General features: G+C 67.3%; 18 protein-coding genes. 7 read left to right on the forward strand and 11 right to left on the reverse strand.

Going from position 1 to position 21,275, the window contains the following annotated elements; genetic code table 11:
• The first annotated feature begins 271 nt into the window (after positions 1-271).
• Together AB0L70_RS22085 and AB0L70_RS22090 are read left to right on the forward strand one after the other, a co-directional pair.
• On the forward strand, positions 272-4,921 hold the full coding sequence (locus AB0L70_RS22085) for a hypothetical protein (protein WP_363686919.1): 4,650 nt from the start codon (positions 272-274) through the stop codon (positions 4,919-4,921).
• Positions 4,918-5,424 (forward strand): hypothetical protein, encoded by a 507-nt coding sequence (locus tag AB0L70_RS22090; protein WP_363687427.1) that lies wholly within the window; start codon positions 4,918-4,920, stop codon positions 5,422-5,424. The genes AB0L70_RS22085 and AB0L70_RS22090 overlap by 4 nt, the downstream gene beginning before the upstream one ends.
• A gap of 1 nt (position 5,425) precedes the next feature.
• Here AB0L70_RS22090 and AB0L70_RS22095 read toward each other — a convergent pair whose 3' ends face one another.
• A complete protein-coding gene (locus AB0L70_RS22095) occupies positions 5,426-8,011 on the reverse strand; it encodes a GNAT family N-acetyltransferase (protein WP_363686921.1) in 2,586 nt (861 codons plus the stop codon).
• A gap of 113 nt (positions 8,012-8,124) precedes the next feature.
• Between AB0L70_RS22095 and AB0L70_RS22100 the strand changes: the two genes are divergently transcribed.
• Positions 8,125-8,805, forward strand: a complete 681-nt coding sequence (locus tag AB0L70_RS22100; protein WP_363686923.1) for a siderophore-interacting protein — start codon at positions 8,125-8,127, stop codon at positions 8,803-8,805.
• A gap of 15 nt (positions 8,806-8,820) precedes the next feature.
• Positions 8,821-9,279: a GNAT family N-acetyltransferase gene (locus tag AB0L70_RS22105; protein WP_363686925.1), complete on the forward strand. Its 459-nt coding sequence runs from the start codon at positions 8,821-8,823 to the stop codon at positions 9,277-9,279.
• On the opposite strand, the gene sthA is transcribed toward AB0L70_RS22105, so the two are convergent.
• From sthA to AB0L70_RS22150, 9 genes are all read right to left on the reverse strand, one after another.
• The gene (gene sthA, locus AB0L70_RS22110) at positions 9,248-10,657 is read right to left on the reverse strand and encodes a Si-specific NAD(P)(+) transhydrogenase (RefSeq protein ID WP_363686927.1); all 1,410 of its coding nucleotides are present in this window, start codon (positions 10,655-10,657) and stop codon (positions 9,248-9,250) included. The two genes, AB0L70_RS22105 and sthA, sit on opposite strands and share 32 nt — an antisense overlap.
• A gap of 11 nt (positions 10,658-10,668) precedes the next feature.
• The gene (locus tag AB0L70_RS22115; protein WP_363686929.1) at positions 10,669-11,286 is read right to left on the reverse strand and encodes a TMEM175 family protein; all 618 of its coding nucleotides are present in this window, start codon (positions 11,284-11,286) and stop codon (positions 10,669-10,671) included.
• A gap of 25 nt (positions 11,287-11,311) precedes the next feature.
• Positions 11,312-12,814: an alpha-N-arabinofuranosidase gene (locus AB0L70_RS22120; RefSeq protein ID WP_363686931.1), complete on the reverse strand. Its 1,503-nt coding sequence runs from the start codon at positions 12,812-12,814 to the stop codon at positions 11,312-11,314.
• 27 nt (positions 12,815-12,841) lie between these two features.
• The gene (locus tag AB0L70_RS22125; RefSeq protein ID WP_363686933.1) at positions 12,842-13,669 is read right to left on the reverse strand and encodes a carbohydrate ABC transporter permease; all 828 of its coding nucleotides are present in this window, start codon (positions 13,667-13,669) and stop codon (positions 12,842-12,844) included.
• On the reverse strand, positions 13,666-14,610 hold the full coding sequence (locus AB0L70_RS22130) for a sugar ABC transporter permease (protein ID WP_363686935.1): 945 nt from the start codon (positions 14,608-14,610) through the stop codon (positions 13,666-13,668). The genes AB0L70_RS22125 and AB0L70_RS22130 overlap by 4 nt, the downstream gene beginning before the upstream one ends.
• A 13-nt stretch (positions 14,611-14,623) precedes the next feature.
• Positions 14,624-15,910 (reverse strand): extracellular solute-binding protein, encoded by a 1,287-nt coding sequence (locus tag AB0L70_RS22135; RefSeq protein WP_363686937.1) that lies wholly within the window; start codon positions 15,908-15,910, stop codon positions 14,624-14,626.
• Positions 15,911-15,983: 73 nt separating this feature from the next.
• Positions 15,984-16,994, reverse strand: coding sequence for a LacI family DNA-binding transcriptional regulator (locus tag AB0L70_RS22140; RefSeq protein ID WP_363686939.1), 1,011 nt, complete (start codon positions 16,992-16,994; stop codon positions 15,984-15,986).
• A gap of 63 nt (positions 16,995-17,057) precedes the next feature.
• Entirely contained in the window at positions 17,058-17,252 is a 195-nt protein-coding gene (locus AB0L70_RS22145) for a hypothetical protein (RefSeq protein ID WP_363686941.1), read from the reverse strand.
• 61 nt (positions 17,253-17,313) lie between these two features.
• Positions 17,314-18,357, reverse strand: a complete 1,044-nt coding sequence (locus AB0L70_RS22150) for an aldo/keto reductase (protein WP_363686943.1) — start codon at positions 18,355-18,357, stop codon at positions 17,314-17,316.
• A 150-nt stretch (positions 18,358-18,507) separates the two neighbouring features.
• Here AB0L70_RS22150 and AB0L70_RS22155 point away from each other — a divergent pair, with 150 nt between their 5' ends.
• From AB0L70_RS22155 to AB0L70_RS22165, 3 genes are read left to right on the forward strand one after another with little or no spacing between them, the layout of a single operon-like run.
• Positions 18,508-19,056, forward strand: coding sequence for a sigma-70 family RNA polymerase sigma factor (locus AB0L70_RS22155; protein ID WP_363686945.1), 549 nt, complete (start codon positions 18,508-18,510; stop codon positions 19,054-19,056).
• Between the two features lie 9 nt (positions 19,057-19,065).
• Positions 19,066-20,100, forward strand: a complete 1,035-nt coding sequence (locus AB0L70_RS22160) for an aminotransferase class V-fold PLP-dependent enzyme (protein ID WP_363686947.1) — start codon at positions 19,066-19,068, stop codon at positions 20,098-20,100.
• Positions 20,101-20,128: 28 nt separating this feature from the next.
• Complete coding sequence (locus AB0L70_RS22165) at positions 20,129-20,557, forward strand: MerR family transcriptional regulator (protein ID WP_363686949.1); 429 nt, start codon at positions 20,129-20,131, stop codon at positions 20,555-20,557.
• A 237-nt stretch (positions 20,558-20,794) separates the two neighbouring features.
• Here the strand turns inward: AB0L70_RS22165 and AB0L70_RS22170 are convergent, their stop codons facing one another.
• Positions 20,795-21,274, reverse strand: coding sequence for an SRPBCC family protein (locus AB0L70_RS22170; RefSeq protein ID WP_363686951.1), 480 nt, complete (start codon positions 21,272-21,274; stop codon positions 20,795-20,797).
• Position 21,275: the final 1 nt, after the last annotated feature.

Below are 21,275 nucleotides of genomic sequence, written 5' to 3' on the forward strand. Positions count from 1 at the left end.
ACACGCAAGCGCTGACACGACGCAACACGCAAGCGCTGACACGACGCAACACGCAAGCGCTGACACGACGCAACGTGCAAGCGCCGGTACGACGCAACACGCAAGCTCCCGTACGACGCCGGGCACCGTCCCGGAGACCGGTAACGCCGGCACGGCGGCGCACCAGGCCGCGCGGGTCGCGGTTGAAGCGGCTTGGGTTGTTGGGGAGGTTGCGGCGTTGGAGGAGGCTCTGAGGGAGTTGGCTCCGCCGGAAGCGGTGTTGGGCAGTTTGATGCCGGCGGAGCGGTTGCCGCATCTGACGGCGTTGGCTGAGCGGATCAATGGGGTGTTGAAGGCGCGGGGGATTGATCAACGGTTCGGGGCAGGGAATCTGCAGCAGTTGTTGAGTGCTGAGTTCGGCAAGATCGTGACCGACGAAGGGCTGGTGCTGAGGGTCGGGCGGAAGACTACGGCTGACCTGCGGATTCGCCTGAGTGTGGATGAACTGGTGGAAGTGCTCAACCCGCAGGTGAAAGCGTCGGAGACGATCAGTGGGTTGTTCACACAGACCGCCCGGAAGCTGGCCGCGACCTCGACCGGTCGGTTCACGACCGCGTTCACTCTGCCGATGTCGGCGCTGCTCAAGCTCCTCGGCCACGCGACCGGACAGAGCTGGATCGGCGACCTCACGTTGAAGGGCGACCTGTCGGCCGGCCGGACCCGCGCGCTGACCGCCAACGCAGCCGAATATGCACAGCTAGGAGCAGTCGAGGACAACCGCGGCGAGTCGACCCTCTTCACCGGCAAGGCGTCCTGGTACCTCGACCTCCGCACCGACCGCACCACCGGCTGGACCGCGACCGAAACCATTGCAGAGGGCAACAAGCGAGACATCGACGAGCTCCGCGCCTGGGCCTCGCACGCCTACACCGTCCCGCCGGCCCACCAACTCGAACACCGCCCGGACCTCGCCACCGGCCGCCTCCCCGCGCACCTCCTCTCCTCGATCAGTGGCGTAGAGCAACTAACCGACGACGTGATTGCCGCGAACAACGACCAGCTCCATCGTCTCGGCGCCACCAGGCAGCAGGTCGAGGACCAGATCCGCGCCGCCCTGGCCGAGGACCTCCCCGCCCGCCTGTCGGCCGAGGATGTCGTACGCCCGCTCTCCGCAGACGGCAAGCCGATCGGCTACGTGCAGGTGGAGACGACGGTCCGCTACGAGTCGGTCGAGTTGGTGGGCTCCGAGAGTACGTCGCACTGGCAGGAATCGGTCCGGGTCGGGTTCAGCAGCGCGAGCGTTCAGCAGACCTTCGGCGCAAGCACCTCCGTCTCGGCCACTGGCGGGTATGCCGGTGAAGCCGTCCAGGACATCGACCCCACGGGCACCGACATCGGCCCGTCCGTGGGCGGCGGCCGCTCGGCGTCCCGCGCCGAGTCTCTGTCCGGAGGCGGTACGACGATCCACGTCGGTGTACACCGTTTCGTCGGACCCACCCAGGGCTACCGGATGGTGCTCGACCACAAGGTCACCGTCGTCCTCAACGGCGAGACCGCGAAGCCGGTCGCAGGCAAGACCACCATCCTGACCCGCATCCGCGCGAACGACGCCTACCGGCACGGCCTCCCGGTCGATCGGGCCACGTTGACCGGCAGCACGAGAAACGGCCGGCCGGTACTGCGCGGCGACGTCCAGCCCGACGCCCTCGTACCAGGCCGGAAGCACGAGCTCCCGTCCTGGGCAACGGACGACGACGGCAACCTCAACGCGGCCGGCCCGTGGAACGTCCAAGGCGTGACCGGTGGCGAGCCGGCTCTCCGAGCGATTGTCGACAATCTCGCCAGGCGCGGCTTTCTCCCGCCGTTGGATGCCAACGGAAACCCAGATCTGACGAAGCTCTCCACCGACCCGATCGAGCGGCACGCGCAGCTCCTCAACCTCGAGGAACTCCGTGCCCAACTCGCGACCGAGCGCCTCGAGGCCGGCTACGACATCGCCGCGCGAGGCGGACTCGTGGTCACGCTGACTCGCCCCCGGACCGGTCAGCCAACCCAGACGATCAGTCTCCGAATCGGGATCGAGCAGCACGCCGCCAAGTTCGCCGGAGTGAGTACGGACGAGGCCGTCGCACTGCTGAACATCGGCTCCGACACAGCCGGCCGCTCGGGCTCGCGAACGAAGGCGTGGCCATGGCGCGCCGACCCGCTCGCGATGAGTTCGACCCAAGGCCTCGACGGGAAGGCATCGCTCTCCTACGGCCGGCAGGCACTCTCCCGCGTACTGGCGTGGTTCACCGGCGGCACGGTCAACCAGGTCACGCTGTTGGAGAGCACCTCCCCACTCGCGGTGTTCGAGGTCAGCCACACCCTGACGGTGACCGAGAACGGCACAGAGATCTACCGCAGTACGCCGAACGAGTCCGCGCGACTGCTGATCGACAGCGACCTCCTGCCGTACGACGGCCAACCGATAGGGACCCGGACCACCGGCCCGGTGCCGAGCCGGGTGCTCAACCGAGCCGCCCTGCTCGCACTGGGCGTCGGCGACCTCACCAAACTATTGCCAGAAGCAATGAACAAGTTGCCCGCGGTCCGGCAACAACTCGCGGCGTTCCTCAATCCACGCAACCTGCTCGCCCATCCGGAGTGGACACGGACCCCGTACCGCACCACGCTCCTCGTGCCCAGCCTGAACGGAATCTCCCGCCGCATCCAGGTCGCGCTCACCGGCCGGATCCAGGACCCGACCCTGGTCGCCGTCACCGAAGCCGTCTCCGGCGACATCAACTTTGCCCTCGGCAACCACGGCTCGTCGTCCGGACACTCGACCAGTGGAAGTCTGGAGGCGTCCGCCGGTGCCTCGGAGCGCTCTCAAGGCGGCGGATTCACAGCCTCCACCGGAACCAACACTTCGGAGGCCCGCACCAGCCAGACGATCTGGGGCGTCGAACGCCTGACCGTCGAGACGGGCCGCCACTACGTGTTCACCGCCGGCCTGCATCTGGAGCTTGCCGTCGGCAACGGAGCTGCGGCACCGACCGCCTCGTCAACCGTGTTCCAGCTCGCCGAACGGGACGCCCTCCGGTTCTACAGCCAGGGCGAGCTCCCCCTGCCGTTGCACCAGGTCGCAGACGCCGTCGAGCGGTACCTGCACGGCAACCTCCCCCTCGACCGCCGAGCCGCCACCAGCCTGGTACGCCGCTACCGTGCGGATCTCGCAGACGCGCGGGCCGCGGGAGCGCCAGTACCGGCACTCGCTGCAGAACACACTGCCCAGGCCCTGGCCGGGAAACTGCAGCCGAGTCCGCGGCCGTCGCCATACAGTGCGGAGGAGCGCCTAGAGCGCATCCTGACGCAGAACCTCCAGCCGCGGCAGATCGACCTGCCTGATCACTACCTCGTTCACCTCGGCGCGACCCTGATCGAGAGCCTGGAACTGGATGGTGTCGACCTGCTGGCCGAGGTGCACGCCCAACTGAGCAACCAGCTCGGCGTCGATCTCGCGAGCGATCCGGTGCTGAGGCAGAGCCTGTTCGCGGACCTCGCCGGCAAGCGCTGGTGGGGGCGGCTCGAGGACATGCTCGGTGCGACCGGATTCGTCCGTACCTATCCGCTGGGCAAGCCTGGTGAGCTTTCCGCGGACCAGGTCTCGCTGCGGGTGCGCGCCGAATTCGTCGATGCGGCGGAGGATCTGGGCACCGCCGACGATGTGGTCAGCATCGGCCAGCGCTACCTGTACACCGAGCAGACCCACACCCAGTCCAGCGGCCGCACGACTGGGCTCGATGTGAACGGGTCGATCGACGCTGTCCACTCCGGCTCGGTCGGCTCGGATTGGACCGAGGGTACGTCGACCACCGAGGCCGGACAGCTGACCCGATTGGAGCGGATGGCCACGTTCGACGGAACGGCGCGGGTCGGGCGTGGGCTCCGGCTCACGGTCGAGGTCACCCACGACTCCGCCACGCCGACCCGTGGTCCGCTGGGACGGCGGCTCACGCCGAATGTCACCCGGATCACCGCGCCGGCGAAGACGTTGACCGGACGGATGGTTCAGCTGATCCCGAAGGGGATGCTCGGCAAATCCCCCTCAGCTGCGGCCACTCCGGCGGGCCAGTTCGCGACCCAACTGCCGGCGACGTACTACGTCGAGGGGACCGGCGGGCGGCTGGTGGACGTCGTACGGCGGATCCTTGGACGGAATGATCTCCTCGGTCCGGATGGGGTGGTGGCGCATCAGGCCGAGCTGGAGTCGAAGCTGGCCGCGTCGGCGCACAACGCGGCGTTCAGCCGGATGGCGTCGGAGGAAGGGTTCCAGCTCGAACCGTTCGAGGTGACCGGTGCCAAGCAGCAGACCGTCGAGGTCGACGTACGGGCGCGGGTGTCGGAGGTGGAGCTGGTGAGCGGACCGATGCAGGGTGGTGAACTCGGTGAGGTGAATCGGAGCCAGCACAACGTGACAAGCAGCACCACCACGGGACGACTGCTGCCGATCGACGGCTCGGGGACGCTCAGCGCGCCCGACGTGGTCAGCGGGACGATGTCCGGCGGGGAGCAGATCGGTGAGACCACCTCAGACGTGTGGGGTTCCCGCTCCGAACGCAGCCGCTTCGAGAAGGGCGACCTGGTCACGGTACGGGTCCGCGTCGACTACGACCTGAACTTCTCGCGTACGTCGCTCGCCCCGAGCGGCGCCACCCGAGTCGTCACGAGTCACGCCGTACCGAATGCCGCCACCGGCGAGGCGTATTTGACCCTGCATCAGCACGAGTACCAAGCCCTCGTGGACAACCTCACTCCAACCCCACCAGCACCAGCACCCGCGCCGCCGGCCGCGCCTACAACCAGTGGATGGGTGCCGATTCACACCGGAGCCGCCGCGTTGGCCGCGCAGCGGCGGGCTCAGAAGGCAGCCGTTGAAATGAGGAAGTGGAAGCCATGACGTTGCCAATAGCAAGAACTCGCGACGAAGCCCGTCTCTACCTCGACCTCACCCCCTGCACCTGCGGCGCTACCGACGCCGACTGGCACCACGGCTCAGCTCTGGTCGACGGCGAGCTAGTGACCTCCTACGACGCAACCTGCCCCACCTGCGGCACAGACCGCGAGTACAACTTCGCCTTGCCACCAACGGAAACCCCGGGCGACTTCCCCAACTTCGGCGGCCCCGAGCCCTCCCAACTCCTGGACCCGACGCACTGGCTATCCCTCGCCGACCACCTCACCACTCACCTGCCTCCAGACGACCCGCAATCCAGGAAACAGGCCCTCACCATCGCAGCCGCGGCCGTAGCTGAGGTTCTCAAGTTTATTCCCCCGACGCAGACCGCCGTACCTGCAACAGCTTTCTGGACCGCCGAAAGCCGCGAACTGCGAGCAGCCGAGCCTGGCCGCTTCGATCGAGACCGCCTCGAAATCACTCTCGCGACCTACAAGGATCAGTAGGTCAGCCCAGGAACTGCTCCCGGGTGAGGAAGGCGAACTGCGCGGATTTGGTGGTGCCGTCGGGGAGGACGATGTCGGCTTTGGGGCCGAGGGTGAAGCCGGTGCGGTGGAAGCGGTCGATGGCGGCGGCGTTGCGGCTGTCGGGTTCGACCACGACGCGTGGGTGACCGAGGCGGAGGAAGACGAACTGGCCGACGGCGCTCAACAGGTTCCCGGTGAAGCCGGGTTGCGCATCGCCGGGCGCGATCAGCAGATGCAGGCCGAGATCGCCAGGCTGGACGTCGTACGCCGAACCCGCCGGATCGGCTTGCGGGTCGTAGGTTTGCAGCAGCGCGATCGGTACGTCGTCCAGTCGTACGACGTACACGTGATGCGTCGGGACCGAGTCCAGGAAGCGGTAGGTCGCCGCGATCTCGTCCCGCGACAGCTCACCCATGCCCCAGTACGTCGCGCGCTCGGCCGATACCCACTCGTAGATGAGATCGAGCTCGCGGTCCAGGTCGGCCTCGTCGAGACGGACGGTGCCGAAGCCCTTGATCTCGACCGCGAAGCTGCGGTCCTCGCGGGTGAGCGGGCCCTCCACCGGTGCCAGTTCGCCGCGCAACCAGAGCGGGAGCTGGTCATGGTGATGCGGATCGCCGAGTACGCCGGATGCGCCGAGCGGGACGATCCACCCACTGGCGGAGCGATCGGCCAGGTCGAAGGCATAGCGGGCGGCGGAGCCGCGGATGCAGACGTCGGTGAGACCGGGCAGGCTCGCGGTGGACATCACGCAGTGGTGATCGCCGGAGAGGCCGAGATCGATCGGCTCCTCGTTCGGCGCGAAGAGCGGACCGCGAAGGGCGTGGAGTGGGGAGAGTTGGTGGGTCTCGCCCCAGGGTGGGCGAGGTTTGCGGTGGGCAACTTCTTCGAGGGCTTCGCGCGCCAGCCAGGTCACGTTGATGTCTGGCAGGTTTGCGTGGAGGAGGTTCTGCAGGGCATACGACACGTGGGTGAGGGTGTCCATCCAGGGTGCGAACACTTCCGGGCCTTCGGCGTTCTCGAGTACGCCGAAGTGGTCGGTCAGGCGGGAGACGAGGGCCTTGCGGACCGCGGCGTAGGTCGAGGCTGTCGTACTCGCGACATCCATGTGGCGATCCCACTCCAGCAACTCGGTGCGGAGCTTGGTGGCTTCGGGGGAGAGATCTTCCAGGTCTGCCAGGAGATCCAGGATGGCTGGGGCTGAGCCGAGGTGGGTGTCGGTGTGGATCTCCGGCATCTGATCGACTGTCCAGCGGTCTCGAGTGCTGATGAGCTCGCGGATCCGGCGGGATCGGTGCGGCGAGGCGAACTCGACGCCGAGTGGAGCCGCCAGCTCACGCGCGTTGGCCATCACGGCCGGCCCGTCGACGGTTGCCCGAGGCATCGGCTCCCAGCCGTCCCACTCATGCCCGACTTTCCACGCAGGCACAACTCGCATCCGGTTGTCAGGATGCCGTCGCGGCACGATCCCGGCAGTCCGATGCAACAACCCGCCGGCCGTATCAGCCGCCAGAACCACGTTGACCGGCTCCACCCACCCCTCAACCGCAGCATCCACCTCATCCACAGTCGTCGCCCGAAGCAACTTAGGCAAAACCTCAAACCCAAGCCGCCCTACAACCCGAGGTGGATACCGAAGAGAAGTTGCTTGAGTTGAGTCTGCGCCCTGGATGATTACCGGGCCGCGTTCCGTCTCGATCACCTCGACCTCGACGGACGCAGCGCCGGCCACCTCAACCACCTCGTGGTGAGTCGAGCAGGGCTTCCAGCCGTCAAACCCGAGGGCCTCGACTCCGGAGGGCGTTCGGCGGAGTTGTTCGGCGTACAGGTCCTGGTAGTCGGCCATGGCGTTCGTGATCGCCCAGGCGACCTTCCCCGTGTGGCCGAAATGCGCCACCCCCGGGATCCCGGGCACCGCGAGCCCGATCACGTCGTACTCGGGGCACCGCAGCCCGATCTGCTGATACACCCCCGGACTCTCGATGTACCGATGCGGATCACCAGCAAGAACAGCCTGCCCCGACTCAGTCCGAGGCCCAGGGATCAACCACCCGTTGCTCCCGGCCCCATGCGGCCCCTCCGACGTAAACAGGTCGATGGACTCGTCACCGAGCTGCCGAGCCACATGAGTCCGCCACAACTTCGTCGGGAACCCCGCGAACAGCACATGCACCGCCAGCCAGATCCCCAGCGGCGCCCAAGGCTCCCACGCCTCCAACGTCAACCCGGTCTCCGCAAACTCCGGAGCCCGCATGGCCCCACCGGGGAGCCCGTGGTTGACCCCTTCGACGTACGCCGTGATCCACTCGCGCGTCTCGTCGTCCAGCGCCTCGAAGCATCGCTGAGCCGTGTCGGCCAACCGCGCCTGCCGAGCGAACACGTCCCACGCGACCGCCTCGGGACCAAGGAACGCCGCAGACGTCCCGAGGAACCGCCGACGCTCGAGCTCGATCTGCCAGGCGCGATCCCGCGCCGTGGTGACGCCTTGCAGGTACACGAGGGCGAGCGGGTCTCCGGCCTCAAGGTGCGGTACGCCGTACGTGTCCCGCAACACCCTCGCATTCACAACGCACCCTCGTTTCAGTTAGGTTAGGCTGCGCTAACTTACAAAGCAGCAATCGTGCTCGCAAGGGTTATTGTCACCGGAGGTGCGCAGTGGGGCATGGCTGGGAAGGCGTGATGCTCAAGCTGTTTCGCGGGAAGGACTTCGTCTTCACCGTGACGGGGGCCGAACAGGTCACCGAGCGCTATCGCCGAGTCCATTTCAGCGACGGCGGACTGCTGCAGGCGATCGGGGTGCACCCGACCATGTGGGTGCGACTGTGGTTCGACAACGCGGGCAAGCCGCATCAGCGTGCGTACACCCTGGTCGATCCAGACATCGACGCCGGCACGTTCAGCCTGGAGTTCGCGCTGCACGACGGCTGCGCGAGCGACTGGTCCCGTAAGGCCGAGCCGGGGGACACCATTGAGGCGACCGTGCAGGGGACCGGCTTCGAGGTGCCGGACCCGTTGCCGCAGCGGATGCTCGTGATCGGCGACCCGGCCTCGTTGCCGGCGATCAACTCGCTGCTTTCGGTCGCGCCGAAGCTGCCCGCGACGATCTGGTTCGAGACCACGCACGAGACCGACCAGGAGTTGCCGTTCCGGATCGAGGACCACCACGAGCTCCGGACCGTTCCGCGCGACGAGATGGTCGAGAACGTGAAGACGGATCTTCGTGAGTTCATCGGGCCGGACGCGTTCGTCTGGATCGCCTGTGACACCGCGACCACGCGCGCGCTCACGTCGTACGTCCTCAAGGATCTCGCCGTACCGAAGCATCGGGTGAAATCACTCGGCTACTGGAGAGCCGCCTGACGTAGCCTGGCGCGCGTGATCAGACCACTCGACCTCTCCGACCGCGCGCTAGCCGAGCGATTGCTGACCATCCAGCACGCCGCGTACGCCGTCGAAGCCGAACTGATCGGATTCGACGGCATCCCGCCCCTGCAGGAGGACCTGGCCGGCCTGATGGCCTCCACCGAGGAGTGGCTCGGCCGGTACGACGGTGACGCGCTTGTCGGCGCGGTTGCGTACGAGTTCCCGGACGACGCGACCGTGGAGATCAGCCGTCTGATCGTCGACCCGGCCCATGCCCGCCGGGGCCACGGGCGGGCGCTCCTCGACCACCTTGACCAGCTGGAGCCACGGCCGACGAGCCTCGTCTCCACCGGATCGGCCAACACTCCGGCGACCACGCTGTACAAGGCCCGTGGCTACACCGAACTCGATCAGCTCGAGGTCGCGCCCGGCGTACGGATCACGCGGTTCCGAAGGCTTCGAGGGCTCTGATCTTGTTGGTGACGTCCAGGGCCGCGACCTTGTAGGCCTCGGAGAGCGTCGGGTAGTTCAGCACGGTGTCGACCAGGTAGTCGACGGTTCCGCCGCAGCCCATGATCGCCTGGCCGATGTGGACCAGATCGGTCGCGTTGGTGCCGAACACGTGCACGCCGAGCAGGGTCCGATCCTCGGTCGAAACCAGCAGCTTGAGCATGCCGTAGGTGTCGCCGAGGATCTGCCCGCGGGCGAGCTCGCGATAGCGGGAGACGCCGACCTCGTACGGGACCGACGAGCGGGTCAGCTCCTCCTCGGTCGCGCCGCAGTAGGACACCTCGGGGATCGTGTAGATGCCGATCGGCTGCAGCCCGGCCAGCTCCCGGGCCGGCTCACCGAAGGCGTGGTACGCCGCCAACCGGCCCTGATCCATGCTGTTCGCCGCCAGCGCCGGGAAGCCGATCACGTCACCGACCGCGTAGATGTGCTCGACTGCGGTGCGGTAGTGCTCGTCGACCTTGATCCGGCCGCGCGAGTCCGCCTCGAGCCCGGCCGCGGCCAGGTTGAGCGCGTCGGTCACGCCCTGCCGGCCGGCGGAGTACATCACCATCTCGGCCGGGATCCGCTTGCCACTCGCGAGTGAAGTGACGGTGCCACGCTCGGAGACCTCGACCCGCTCGACCTCCTCGCCGAACCGGAACGTGACGGCCTGGTCGCGAAGGTGGAACTTGAGCGACTCGACCACCTCGGGATCGCAGAACTCCAGCATCCGGTCGCGCTTCTCCACCACGGTCACCCGGGTCCCGAGCGCGGCGAACATCGACGCGTACTCGATACCGATCACGCCCGCACCGACCACGACCATCGAACCGGGGACCTTCTCGAGCTGCAGGATCGCGTCCGAGTCGAGCACATGCCGGTTGTCGAACTCGATCTGCGGCGGCCGGGCCGGCCGGGTCCCGGTGGCGATCACGACCTTCGCCGCGGTCACCGTGCTGGTCTCGCCACGCCCCGCACCGGTGACCTGGATCGTGTTGGCGTCGACAAAGCTCGCCGTACCGTGCAGAAGCTCGACGTGGTTGCGGAGCAGTTGGGACCGAACGACCTCGACCTCGCGGCCGACGACGTGCTGGGTCCGGGCCATCAGGTCGGCGATGGTGATCTCGGACTTCACCCGGTAGCTGGCGCCGTACAGATCGCGCAGCGCCATCCCGGTCAGGTAGAGGACGGCCTCGCGCAGGGTCTTGGACGGGATGGTCCCGGTGTTGACGCAGACGCCACCGAGCATCGAGATCCGCTCGACCACCGCCACCCGTTTGCCCAGCTTCGCACCGGCGATCGCGGCCTTCTGACCGCCCGGTCCGGATCCGATCACCACGAGGTCGTAGTCGTACATCGGATCTCCCCTCAGGCGCGGGTCCTGACTTGTTCGAAACCGTAGTACAAGGCGAGCAAGAAGACGACCAGAAGTGTCATTTGAGCCGAGATGAACGACAGGCCAATGCATGCCCCGTAGATCACGGTCCCGATCGAGTAGCGCAGCAGCGACGTACGCATCTGGGCCTTGGTCATGTCGTGGTCGACCAGGTGGTTGCGCAGGACGTGCCACCAGATCGCGCTGAAGGCGATCGCGGCCAGGGTCAGGTTGGCGCTGTAGACGGCCGCGGCGACGTTCGAGTTGATCGATTCGTCGCGCAGATGCTCGGCGAACAGACTGGTCGGGAACGGCAGCAACGTGGTCCAGAGCAACAACAGCAGGTTGAGGAACATCAGCCCGCGGTCGGCCCGCTTGATCTGCCGGAACATCGAGTGGTGGTTCACCCACATGATGCCAAGGATCGCGAAGCTGGTCAGGTACGCGGCGAACTGCGGCCACTCGTGCCGCAGCGCCGGCCAGAGCCGCTCGCCGTCCTCGAGTTCGGGGCTCTTCAGTTCGAGGACGAGCAGGGTGATCGCGATGGCGAAGACCCCATCGCTGAAGGCCTCCAGCCGGTTGGTCTCTGCGGTTTCAGACTGGGTGCTCACGGGCACCCAGTCTGAACCAGGCCCGTCAGTCCGTCGACAGAGAAAGCGCTGTCCAGCTGATCGCTGGCAGCGTAATCGTCAACCGGCCATCGAGAAGTGCGGCTTCGTCGAAAGCCCGTGCGGTGACGCGATCCGGATTCGTCGCCGAGTTGGTGGCCAGTGAATCCTCTTCGTGCACGATCAAGGCCTCGTCGATCGTCGTGACGCCCGAGCGGCTGACGTCGATCGTGACCTCGATCGGGCCCTCGGTCGAGCGGTTCACGGCGAAGATCGCGAGCTTGCCCTCGTCGTACGTCGCCACCGCGTCGACGGCCGCGATCTCGCCGTGCTTGGCCGTGCTCACGTTCGGTGCATCGGTCTTCACCTGCAGGACCTGGCCGGCCGCGAGCCGGGAGGTGATCGCGAACGGGTGGAACGTCGGCTGCCGCCAGGCCGGGCCGCCGGGCTCGGTCATGATCGGCGCGATCACGTTCGCCAGTTGCGCGAGGCAAGCGACCTCGACCCGGTCGCTGTGCCGCAGCAGCGAGATCAGCAGGTTGCCGACGACAACGGCATCGGTGACGTTGTACTCGTCCTCGATCCGTCGCGGCGCCACCTCCCACTGATCGCCCGGTCCGTCGGTCAGCCGGGACCGCTCCTTGTACCAGACGTTCCACTCGTCGAACGAGATACCGATCTTCTTACTGCTCTTCAGCTCCGCGCCGACATGGTCCGCGGTCGCCACGACCGCATCGATGAAGCGGTCCATGTTCACCGCCGACCCCAGGAACGACGCCGTGTCGCCGTCGTCGTTGCCGTAGTACGCGTGACACGAGATGTAGTCGACGAAGTTGTACGTCTCCCGCAGCACGTCCCGCTCCCACGTGCCGAACAACGGCATCGCGGACGACGACGAGCCACAGGCAACCAGTTGCAGGTCCTTCTCGATCATCCGCATCGCCCGAGCCGTCTCGGCGGCGAGCCGTCCGTACTCCGTCGGCGTCTTGTGGCCCACCTGCCACGGCCCGTCCAACTCGTTGCCCAGGCACCACAACTTGATCCCGTACGGCGAGGCGCCGTGCTGCTCGCGGAGATCGGACAACGCCGTACCACCCGCGTGGTTGGCGTACTCCTGCAGGTCGAGTGCCTCCTGGACTCCGCGCGTACCGAGGTTGAGTGCCATCATCGGCTCGACGCCGGCCTTGGCGCACCAGCGGATGAACTCGTCCAGGCCGAACTCGTTCGTCTCGATACTGTGCCAGGCCAGATCGAGCCGGCGCGGCCGTCCTTCCCGCGGGCCGACACCGTCCTCCCAGCGGTACCCGGAGACGAAGTTGCCGCCGGGGTAGCGGACGAGCGAGGCGCCGAGCTCGCGGGTCAGCTCGAGGACATCCTTGCGGAACCCGTCCTCGTCGGCGGTCGCGTGGCCCGGTTCGTAGATGCCGGTGTAGACGCACCGGCCCATATGTTCGACGAAGGTTCCGAAGGTACGGCGGTTCACCGGCGCGATCGTGAACGCAGGGTCGATGGTCAAAGTGGCAGAGGGCACCAGGTTTGCTCCTGTCTTGAGGGGTCGTTATCCCTTGATGCCTGCGTCGCCGACTCCCCGGACCACATGGCGCTGGAACAGGGCGTAGACGACCAGCAAGGGCAGGCCGCCCAGCACGGCGGAGGCCATGATCTGGGCGTAGCGCAGGCCGTACGAGCCCTGCACATTGGCGAGGCCGACCGGGATCGTCATCATCGACGGGTCGGTGGTCACGATGAAGGGCCAGAGGAAGTTGTTCCAGGCCCCGATGAACGTGAAGATGCCGACGGCAACGAGGATCGGCCGCGACATCGGCACCATCACGCTCCAGACGATCCGCCACCGGGACGCGCCGTCGACCCGGGCCGCGTCCTCGTAGTCGCGGGAGATGCCGTCGAAGAACTTCTTCAGCACGAACACCATCACCGGCGCGACCACCTGCGGCAGCACGATGCCCCAGTAGGTGTCGACCAGGCCGAGCCCGGTCATCTCCTGGAACAGCGGCACGATCAGTACCTGCGGCGGGACCAGGATGCCGGCGATGATCAGCCCGAACAGCACCCGCCGGCCGGGGAACGTCGTACGCGAGAATCCGTACGCCGCCAGCACCGAGACCAGCAGGGTCAGGCCGGTCACCAGGACCGACACGACCGTGCTGTTCAGGAACCAGCGGATCAGGTCCCCCTGGTCGAGCACGCTCCGGAACGCCTCGATGGTCGGTGCCGCAGGCAACCAGGTGATCGGCGACCGAGTCGTCTCCGGTTCCGGTTTGAGTGCGGTGTCCAATGCCCACAGCAACGGAACCAGCCAGAGCGCGGCCAGGAGTACGGCGCCGACGATCGTCGCCACCTTCGGGAAGGTCCAGGTCGTCTTCATTCGCCGGCCTCCTTCCGGCCGGAGAACAGTTTGAACTGCAGCAGCGCGACCACCACGATGACCGCGAAGAACATGTACGAGATCGCCGACGCGTAACCGATCCGGTAGTTGGTGAAGCCGTTCTCGTAGATGTACTGGATGATCGGCCGGGTCGCGAAGTTCGGCCCGCCGTCGGTCATCAGGTACACCTGGTCGAAGATCTTCAGCGACGCCACCAGTTGCAGTACGACGATCAGCCCGGTGGTCCGGCTCAGCAGCGGCAGCGTGATCCGGAACAGCTGCTGCCGCCCGTTGGCGCCGTCGATCGAGGCCGCCTCGTACACCTGGGCCGGAATCCCTTGCAGGGCGGCCAGATAGAGCAGGAAGTTGAATCCCACGGTCCACCAGACCGTGGTGATCACGATCGCGAGCATGGCCCGGTTCTCGGTGTTCAGCCAGTCGATCTCGGCGAACCCGCCGGATGTCAGCAGCCCGTTCACCAGGCCGAAGCCGGGCTGGAAGATCCACACCCAGATCAGGGTGACGACGGTGGCCGGCAGGACGAACGGAGCGAAGTACGAGAACCGCAACAGCCAGCCGAGCAGTCCTCTGCGGTTGGCGAGCAGAGCCATCAGCAGCGCGATGATCACCAGCGGCGGCGTACTCATCGCGGTGAAGACGAAGGTGTTCTTCAGCGACGACCAGACCGCCGGGTCACCGAACATCTCCCGCCAGTTCTCCAGGCCGAGGAACTCGTGCTTGGCCCCGGCCAGGCTGGTGTTGAAGAAGCTGTTCCACACCCCGGACACGATCGGCCAGAGCAGGAAGACCGCGAACAGCAGCAGGAACGGCGCCACGAAGAACAGCCCGCCCCAACGCTCCATCCACGGGCGGCCAGTGCCCGGCCTGGGTGCGGCCGGTCGAGTGCTACCGAGGGCACGAGGTGGTGTCTGCACAGCCATGATGGGCCTCCTTTCAGACCGGGGACGGGGTGTCGAGGAGCTTCTGGGTGGCGGCCTTGAACTGGGCGAGCGCGGCCTTCGGAGTGGCCTGTCCGGTCGCGATCCCGTTGAAGGCCGCGGCGGACTCGTTCTCCAGCTGGGCTCCCGAACCGCTGAACCACGCATCCGGGTCGTACAGAACGTTCGGTGCCACGCTGCGGTACTCCGCCTGCGGCTTGAGGTCCAGATACGCCTGGCTCGTCACCACCGGCTGGTACGCCGGGATGTGGCCGCCGGCGGCCCATTCGACGCTGTGCTTGAGCATCCAGGCGATGTACTCGATCGTCGCCTTCGTGTCGTCGGCGTTGCGGTGCGCCTGGTGCGGCAATACGAAGGTGTGCGAGTCGCCCTGGAACTTCGGTACGTCGTACACGACCGGGAACGGCGCCATGCTGAACGGCAGCTTCGCGGTCTGGTACGTCGTGACCTCCCACTCACCGTTGAAGCTCAACCCGGCCTCGCCGTTGCTGAACTGCGCGACCAGGGCGGCGTAGTTCGCCGACCGCGGCGTGAGTCCCTCGGTCGCGAGCTTCGCGATCAGGTCCAGGGCCTCGAGCGCCTTGGCGTCGTCGATCACCAGCTCTTTGCCGTCCGGACTGAAGAGCTCGCCCTCGAGCTGGCCGTACAGCGTCCACCACAGCCGCCACGGGCTGGTGGTGTCGACGGAGACGGCGTACTTGCCGGTGGTCTCCTTGACCGCCCGGAGCATGTCGAGGAACTCGGTCACGCCCTTGACGGTCTTGATCTTGTTGTCCGGGCCGAGCAGGCCGGCCTTCTTGCAGATCTCGAGGTTGTAGTAGAGGACGAACGGGTGCTGGTCCAGCGGAACGGCGTACAGCTTGCCGTCGATGACGCAGCGGTCCCAGGTCGCCGGCAGGAAGTCGGACTGGTGCACGCCGGCCGCGGACAGTAGCTCGACCGGGATCGGGTCGAGCATCGTCGTCGGACTGAATCCCTTCAGCCGGGACATGTGCATGGTCGCGACCTCGGGTGCCCGGCCGCCGGCCGCCGACATCGCGAGTTTGGTGTAGAACGGCGGGCCCCAGGCGAGGGTGGTCGCCTCGAACCGTACGTCGGGATGTTCGGCGACGTACTGCTGGTGGATCTGCAGCAGCCGGGCGCCGTCGCCGCCGCCGAAGAGGTTCCATTCACGGACCCGCGGCTTGCTGCCGAGAGTGCCGCAACCGGTGAGCGCGAGCGCGCCGAGCATGCCACCAAGTACTGCTCTGCGCCGTGGACGAGGAGCGGATTCGTCAAGCATGAGAGCCTGCTTTACATCGGTGTACTACATCGGTGTAGAGATGATGCCCGCGGCGATCGGGGCCGTCAAGACGTCAGCTGATGCCGAGGGTGGATTCGCGCGTGTGGAGCTTGTACGGCGCCGCGATCTCCTCGTGTTCGGAGTCGTCGCCCGCCATCCGGCGGACCAGGAGTTCGACCGCCTTCCGGGCGATCTGGGCGCGGCCGGGATCGACCGTGGTCAGGCTCGGCGTGCTGTACTGCGCCTCGTCGATGTTGTCGAAGCCGGCCACCGCGACGTCGTCGGGGACCCGGATTCCGTGCTGGGAGAGCACCCGCAGTGCACCCATCGCGAGGGTGTCGTTCAGGCCGAGGATCGCGTCGAACTCCAGCCCGGACGCGAGCAGCCGTTCGGTCGCCTCGGCGCCGGTGGAGCGATGCCAGCGGCCGGCCGGGAAGGCCAGCTCGGACGGCACCGGGAGGCCGTGTTCGGTGAGCGCGTCGGCGTAGGCGCCGTACCGGATGGCCGCCGTACCGACCTTCTCGCCGGGGTGGATGCCGAGTACGGCGATCCGGCGGCGGCCGAGGGAGAGCAGGTGCTCGACCGCGGCCTTGGTGCCGGGGACGTTGTCGATCATCACGTGGTCGACCGGGCTGTGGAAGATCCGCTCGCCGAGCAGCACCATCGGGGTGGACGTCTTCAGTTGGCCGATGTCCTCCTGGCCGAGGCCGAGCGGGCTGTACAGCAGGCCGTCGACCAGGTGGCCGCGCGGTCGGCTGAGCACGGTCAGCTCGCGGTCCCGGTCGGCGCCGGTCTGCTCGATCATCACGGTCAGGCCGTGGTCGTCGGCCGCGACGATGACCTGGTCGGCGAGCTCGCCGAAGTACGGCAGGCTCAGCTCGGGCACGGCCAGGCCGATGATGCCGGTCCGGCCCGACTTCAGGTTCCGGGCCGAGATGTTCATCTGGTAGCCGAGGGCATCGATCGCGGCGAGCACCTTGGTCCGCGTCTCCGCGCGGATGTACGGATACCCGTTCATCACGTTGGAGACCGTCTTCGGCGACACCCCGGCCCGGCGCGCGACGTCCCGCATCGTCACCGCCACGGCATCACCCCCAATCACCGCTCATGGGGAAATACGGTAATGCACGTGGCGGCTTCGACGGCGTCAGTCCTCCGGTGGTGCCTCGGGGGCCGGGTGTCGGGGCACGTACGGCTGCGGGCCGGCGGACGGGCCGCCCGGGTGCTCGGGGACGTCGGCTTCGTGATCGGTCAGCTCGACGCCTTCCTCGTGCAGCGTCTCGTCGACCTCCGGGTCCAGTTCATGACCGGGATGCGGCAGACCGGGCCTGTCAAAACTCATAACACCCTCCCTGGTGGGTCAGCTTCACCAAGGTACGTCGGATTCCCCCGGGAGGTCACCGTCAGCGGTCGGCGAGGGGACGGCGGCGTACGGACGGATTGGTGAGGGACTCGGGGCGCCAGGCGGCATCGATGTCCCAGAGGTCGGTGCCCGGGGGGACGATCTCGTCGATTTGGTCGAGAGTGGGGTCGTCGAGAGTCAGGTCGGCCGCTTTGACCAGGCTGTCCAGCTGGTCCATCGTGCGAGGGCCGGTGATGACCGACGTGACCGCCGGGTGGGCGGTGACGAAGGCCATGGCCAGTTCGGGGAGCGTCACTCCGATCCCCTCGGCAACCTCGATCAGACGCTCGAGGGCGTCGTACTTCGGCGCGTTCGCGGGCAGCGACTGGTCGAAGCGATGGGGTGCCAGTGCGGCCCGGCCGGAGGTGAGGTCGACCGGCTGGTCCTTGCGGATCTTGCCGGACAGGAAGCCCCACGCGAGCGGGCTCCAGGTGAGCACGCCCATGCCGAGCCGCTGACACGTCGGCAGCACCGACCGCTCGATCCCACGACTGACCATCGAGTACGGCGGTTGCTCCGTCCGGAACCGCCCGTACCCCCGTCGATCGGACACGTGGTACGCCTCCACCAGGTCCTCGACCGGGAACGACGAGCACCCGAACGCGCGGATCTTCCCGGCGCTGACGAGATCGCTCAGCACCCAGAGTGTCTCCTCGATGTCCGTGCTGTGATCGGGCCGATGGACCTGGTAGAGATCGATCCAGTCGGTGTCGAGCCGGCGCAGGCTGTCCTCGACCGCGCGGGTGATCCAGCGCCGCGAGTTCCCGCTCCGGTTGCGGCTCTCGTCATCGAGCGGGAAGTGCACCTTGGTCGCGAGTACGACGTCGTCCCGGCGACCCTTCAGCGCCTTCCCGACGATCTCCTCGGACTCCCCGGACGAGTACATGTCGGCGGTGTCGACGAAGTTGATGCCCTGATCGAGGGCGGCGTGGATGATCCGGACACAGTCCTCGTGATCGGGGTTCCCGATCGCGCCGAACATCATCGAGCCGAGGCAGTACGCACTGACCTCGATCCCGGTCCCACCCAGCGTGCGATAACGCATTGCAGCAGCCTCCTGACGTTCCGGTCCTGATGCCCGGAACGCTAGGAGCTAGAGCGCTGTCTAGGTCAAGTCCGGTAGGCAATCACGCCCAGGAGATAGGTGATCGCCACCGATGTAGGCACCGGGTGGGCGCGCCGAGCATGGGGTTCCATGACGACCTTGATGGAACAGGAGACGCTCGGCGAGCGCTTTCGGGTGGGTGACGGGTCGGCGTTGGACGAGATGTACGAGCGCTACTCGGCGCCGATGTACGCGACCGCGCTCAACCTGCTCGGCAACCGGGAGCATGCGGCCGACGCCGTACAGCGGGCCTTCGTGCAGGCGTGGCGGGCGGCCGACCGGTTCGACCCGGCGCGGGAGCTGAAGCCGTGGTTGTACGCGATCACCCGCCGGGCCGCGGTGGACATCTACCGGCGGGAACGGCGTACCCAGCAGCAGTTGACCTTCGACGACGCGGTCGAGACCGTGATCGCCGAGCCACCGAGCATCGTGGCGGTCTGGCAGGCCTGGCAGGTCCGGGAGGCGCTGGAGCAGTTGCGGCCGCGGGAGCGCCAGGTGCTGCGGCTCGCGTACTACGACGGCCTGACCCAGACCGAGATCGCCGAGCGGCTCGGCGTACCGCTCGGCACGGTGAAGAGCCGGACCGCGCGGGCGCAGCGGCGGTTGGCCATCCTGCTCGCGCATTTGCGGGAGTCGTAGGGTGGAGCAATGGATTTCGCCGAGCTATGGGATCCGGAGCCGGGCTGGCTGAACACCGCGTCGTACGGCTTGCCGCCGCGGCCCGGCTGGGAGGCGTTGCAGGCCGCGCTCGCCGACTGGCGGGTCGGTGCGACGAGCTGGGAACCGTGGGACGAGTCGACGACCCGGTCCCGGGAGTCCTTCGCGCGGCTGGTCGGTGCCGACGCGGCCGATGTGTTCGTGGGCAGCACGGTCTCCGCGGCGGTGGCGCCGATCGCGGCCGCGTTGCCGGACGGCGCGAAGGTCTTGACCGACGACGTCGAATTCACGTCGAACGTCTACCCGTGGCAGGTGCACGCGGACCGTGGCGTCGAAGTGATCGGCGTACCCGGGGCTGAGCTGGTCGCGGCGATCCGGCCGGGGATCGACGTGGTCGCGGTGAGCGCGGTCCAGTCGGCGACCGGCGCCGTACTCGATCTCGCCGCGGTGGTTGCTGCCAGCAAGGAGATCGACGCGCTCGTGGTGATCGACGCGAGCCAGGCCGTCGGTTGGTTGCCGCTGCGCGTCGATGGTGTCGATGCGCTGATCGCACATACCTACAAGTGGTTGATGTCCCCACGCGGCGCGACGATCGGGTACCTGTCACCCCGGTTGCAGGAGCTCTGCCGGCCCTCCGCAGCCGGTTGGTACGCCGGACGAGAGGTCCACGGCTCGTACTACGGCACCGAGATGATCCTGGCCGGCGACGCCCGCAGGTTCGACCAGTCCCCGGCCTGGTTCTCCTTCGTCGGCGCGGCCCCGGCCCTGGAGCTCGTCGAACAGATCGGCGTCGACACGATCCACGCCCACAACCTCGCCCTGGCCAACGAGTTCCGCGCCGGCCTCGGCCTCCCACCGGGCGACTCCGCGATCGTCAGTACGTCGCTCGCCGGAGCGGACAAGGCCTTCGCTTCAGCCGGGATCCGGGCGGCTGTCCGGGACGGGAAACTGCGGGCGTCGTTCCACATCTACTCGACCGAGGCCGACGTACATCAGGCGTTGGAAGCGTTGAAACCCTTGCTGTAGGGGGCTGTGCGTGATCTAGGGTGCCCATATGGATGCTGGGCTGAGTATCGGGCAGGTGGCTGAGCGGACCGGGTTGAGTGTGCACGCGCTGCGGTTCTACGAGCGGGAAGGTTTGCTCGCGGACGCCGTACGGCGGGAGTCGAACGGGCGGCGGGTCTACACCGAGGACGACGTCGAGTGGCTGGACATGTGCATCAAGTTCCGGTCGTCCGGGATGCCGCTGGAGACGATCCGCAAGTACACGGGGCTCGTCCGGCAGGGATCTGGCAACGAGCAGGAGCGGCTGGCTCTCCTACGCAGCCACCAGGACTCCATCACCACCCAGATCGAGGACCTCACCGAGTGTCTGCGGGTCATCTCCCACAAGGTCTCCATCTACGAATCCCACCTGGCCGACGGCACCGCCGACTGCCTATGGGTGCCGCCGGCCCCAGCCGAGTCCAGCGAAGCCTCCTAACCCCACTCCCCGGGCGGGGTTCGGACGCCCGGGTCGGAAGTCGCGAATCACCCAGACATGCGTCAGGAGCGCCGGATATCCGTTCGAGTTGTGGGTTCTCCGCTCCCACACCACCAGAGAACCCACAAAACCAAGGGATATCCGCCTCTCTGCCGCATGCGTGTCCCGAGCCGGTGCACGCCGCTCGGCCATGTCTGTGGGCAACCCCCGGGTGAGAGGTGACCCTTCGGGTGCGTATCAGGCCAGGGTCTGCTGCATGGCTCGGAGCGTGGTGCGCATGTTGTGGGAGAGCTGGTCAAGGCGGCCTTGGATCGTTTCGGCCGCGCGCTCCGGGTGCTTGAGTACGCCGAGTCGGAGCCCGCTGTCTCCGGGTCCGTGGGTGAACCACTGCCGGACCAGAGTCTCCGCGCCTTTGGGCTCCAGCTCGTACTCCCAGTGCGCGAACGGGACGTCCTCGTCGCCGTACACGTCCCAGCCGAAGCGCCGCGGCTCGTCGGCGACCGTGACCACGCAGGTCACGTGTGTCTCCAGGCCGTCCGCGAACCGGTTCCGGGCCTCGAACCGCTTCCCGTCCTCGAGCCAGGCGCCGTAGTAGCACTCCGGGCTCCATTCGCCGTACCGCTCGACAGCTGTGATCCCCGACCACACCACGCCGATCGGTAGGGCCATCAACACCTCTGTCCCGGTGGTCGCACCGGTCACTCCGTAGTCGTCCATG

This window comes from Kribbella sp. NPDC051952 (assembly GCF_040680855.1).
Lineage (GTDB): Bacteria > Actinomycetota > Actinomycetes > Propionibacteriales > Kribbellaceae > Kribbella.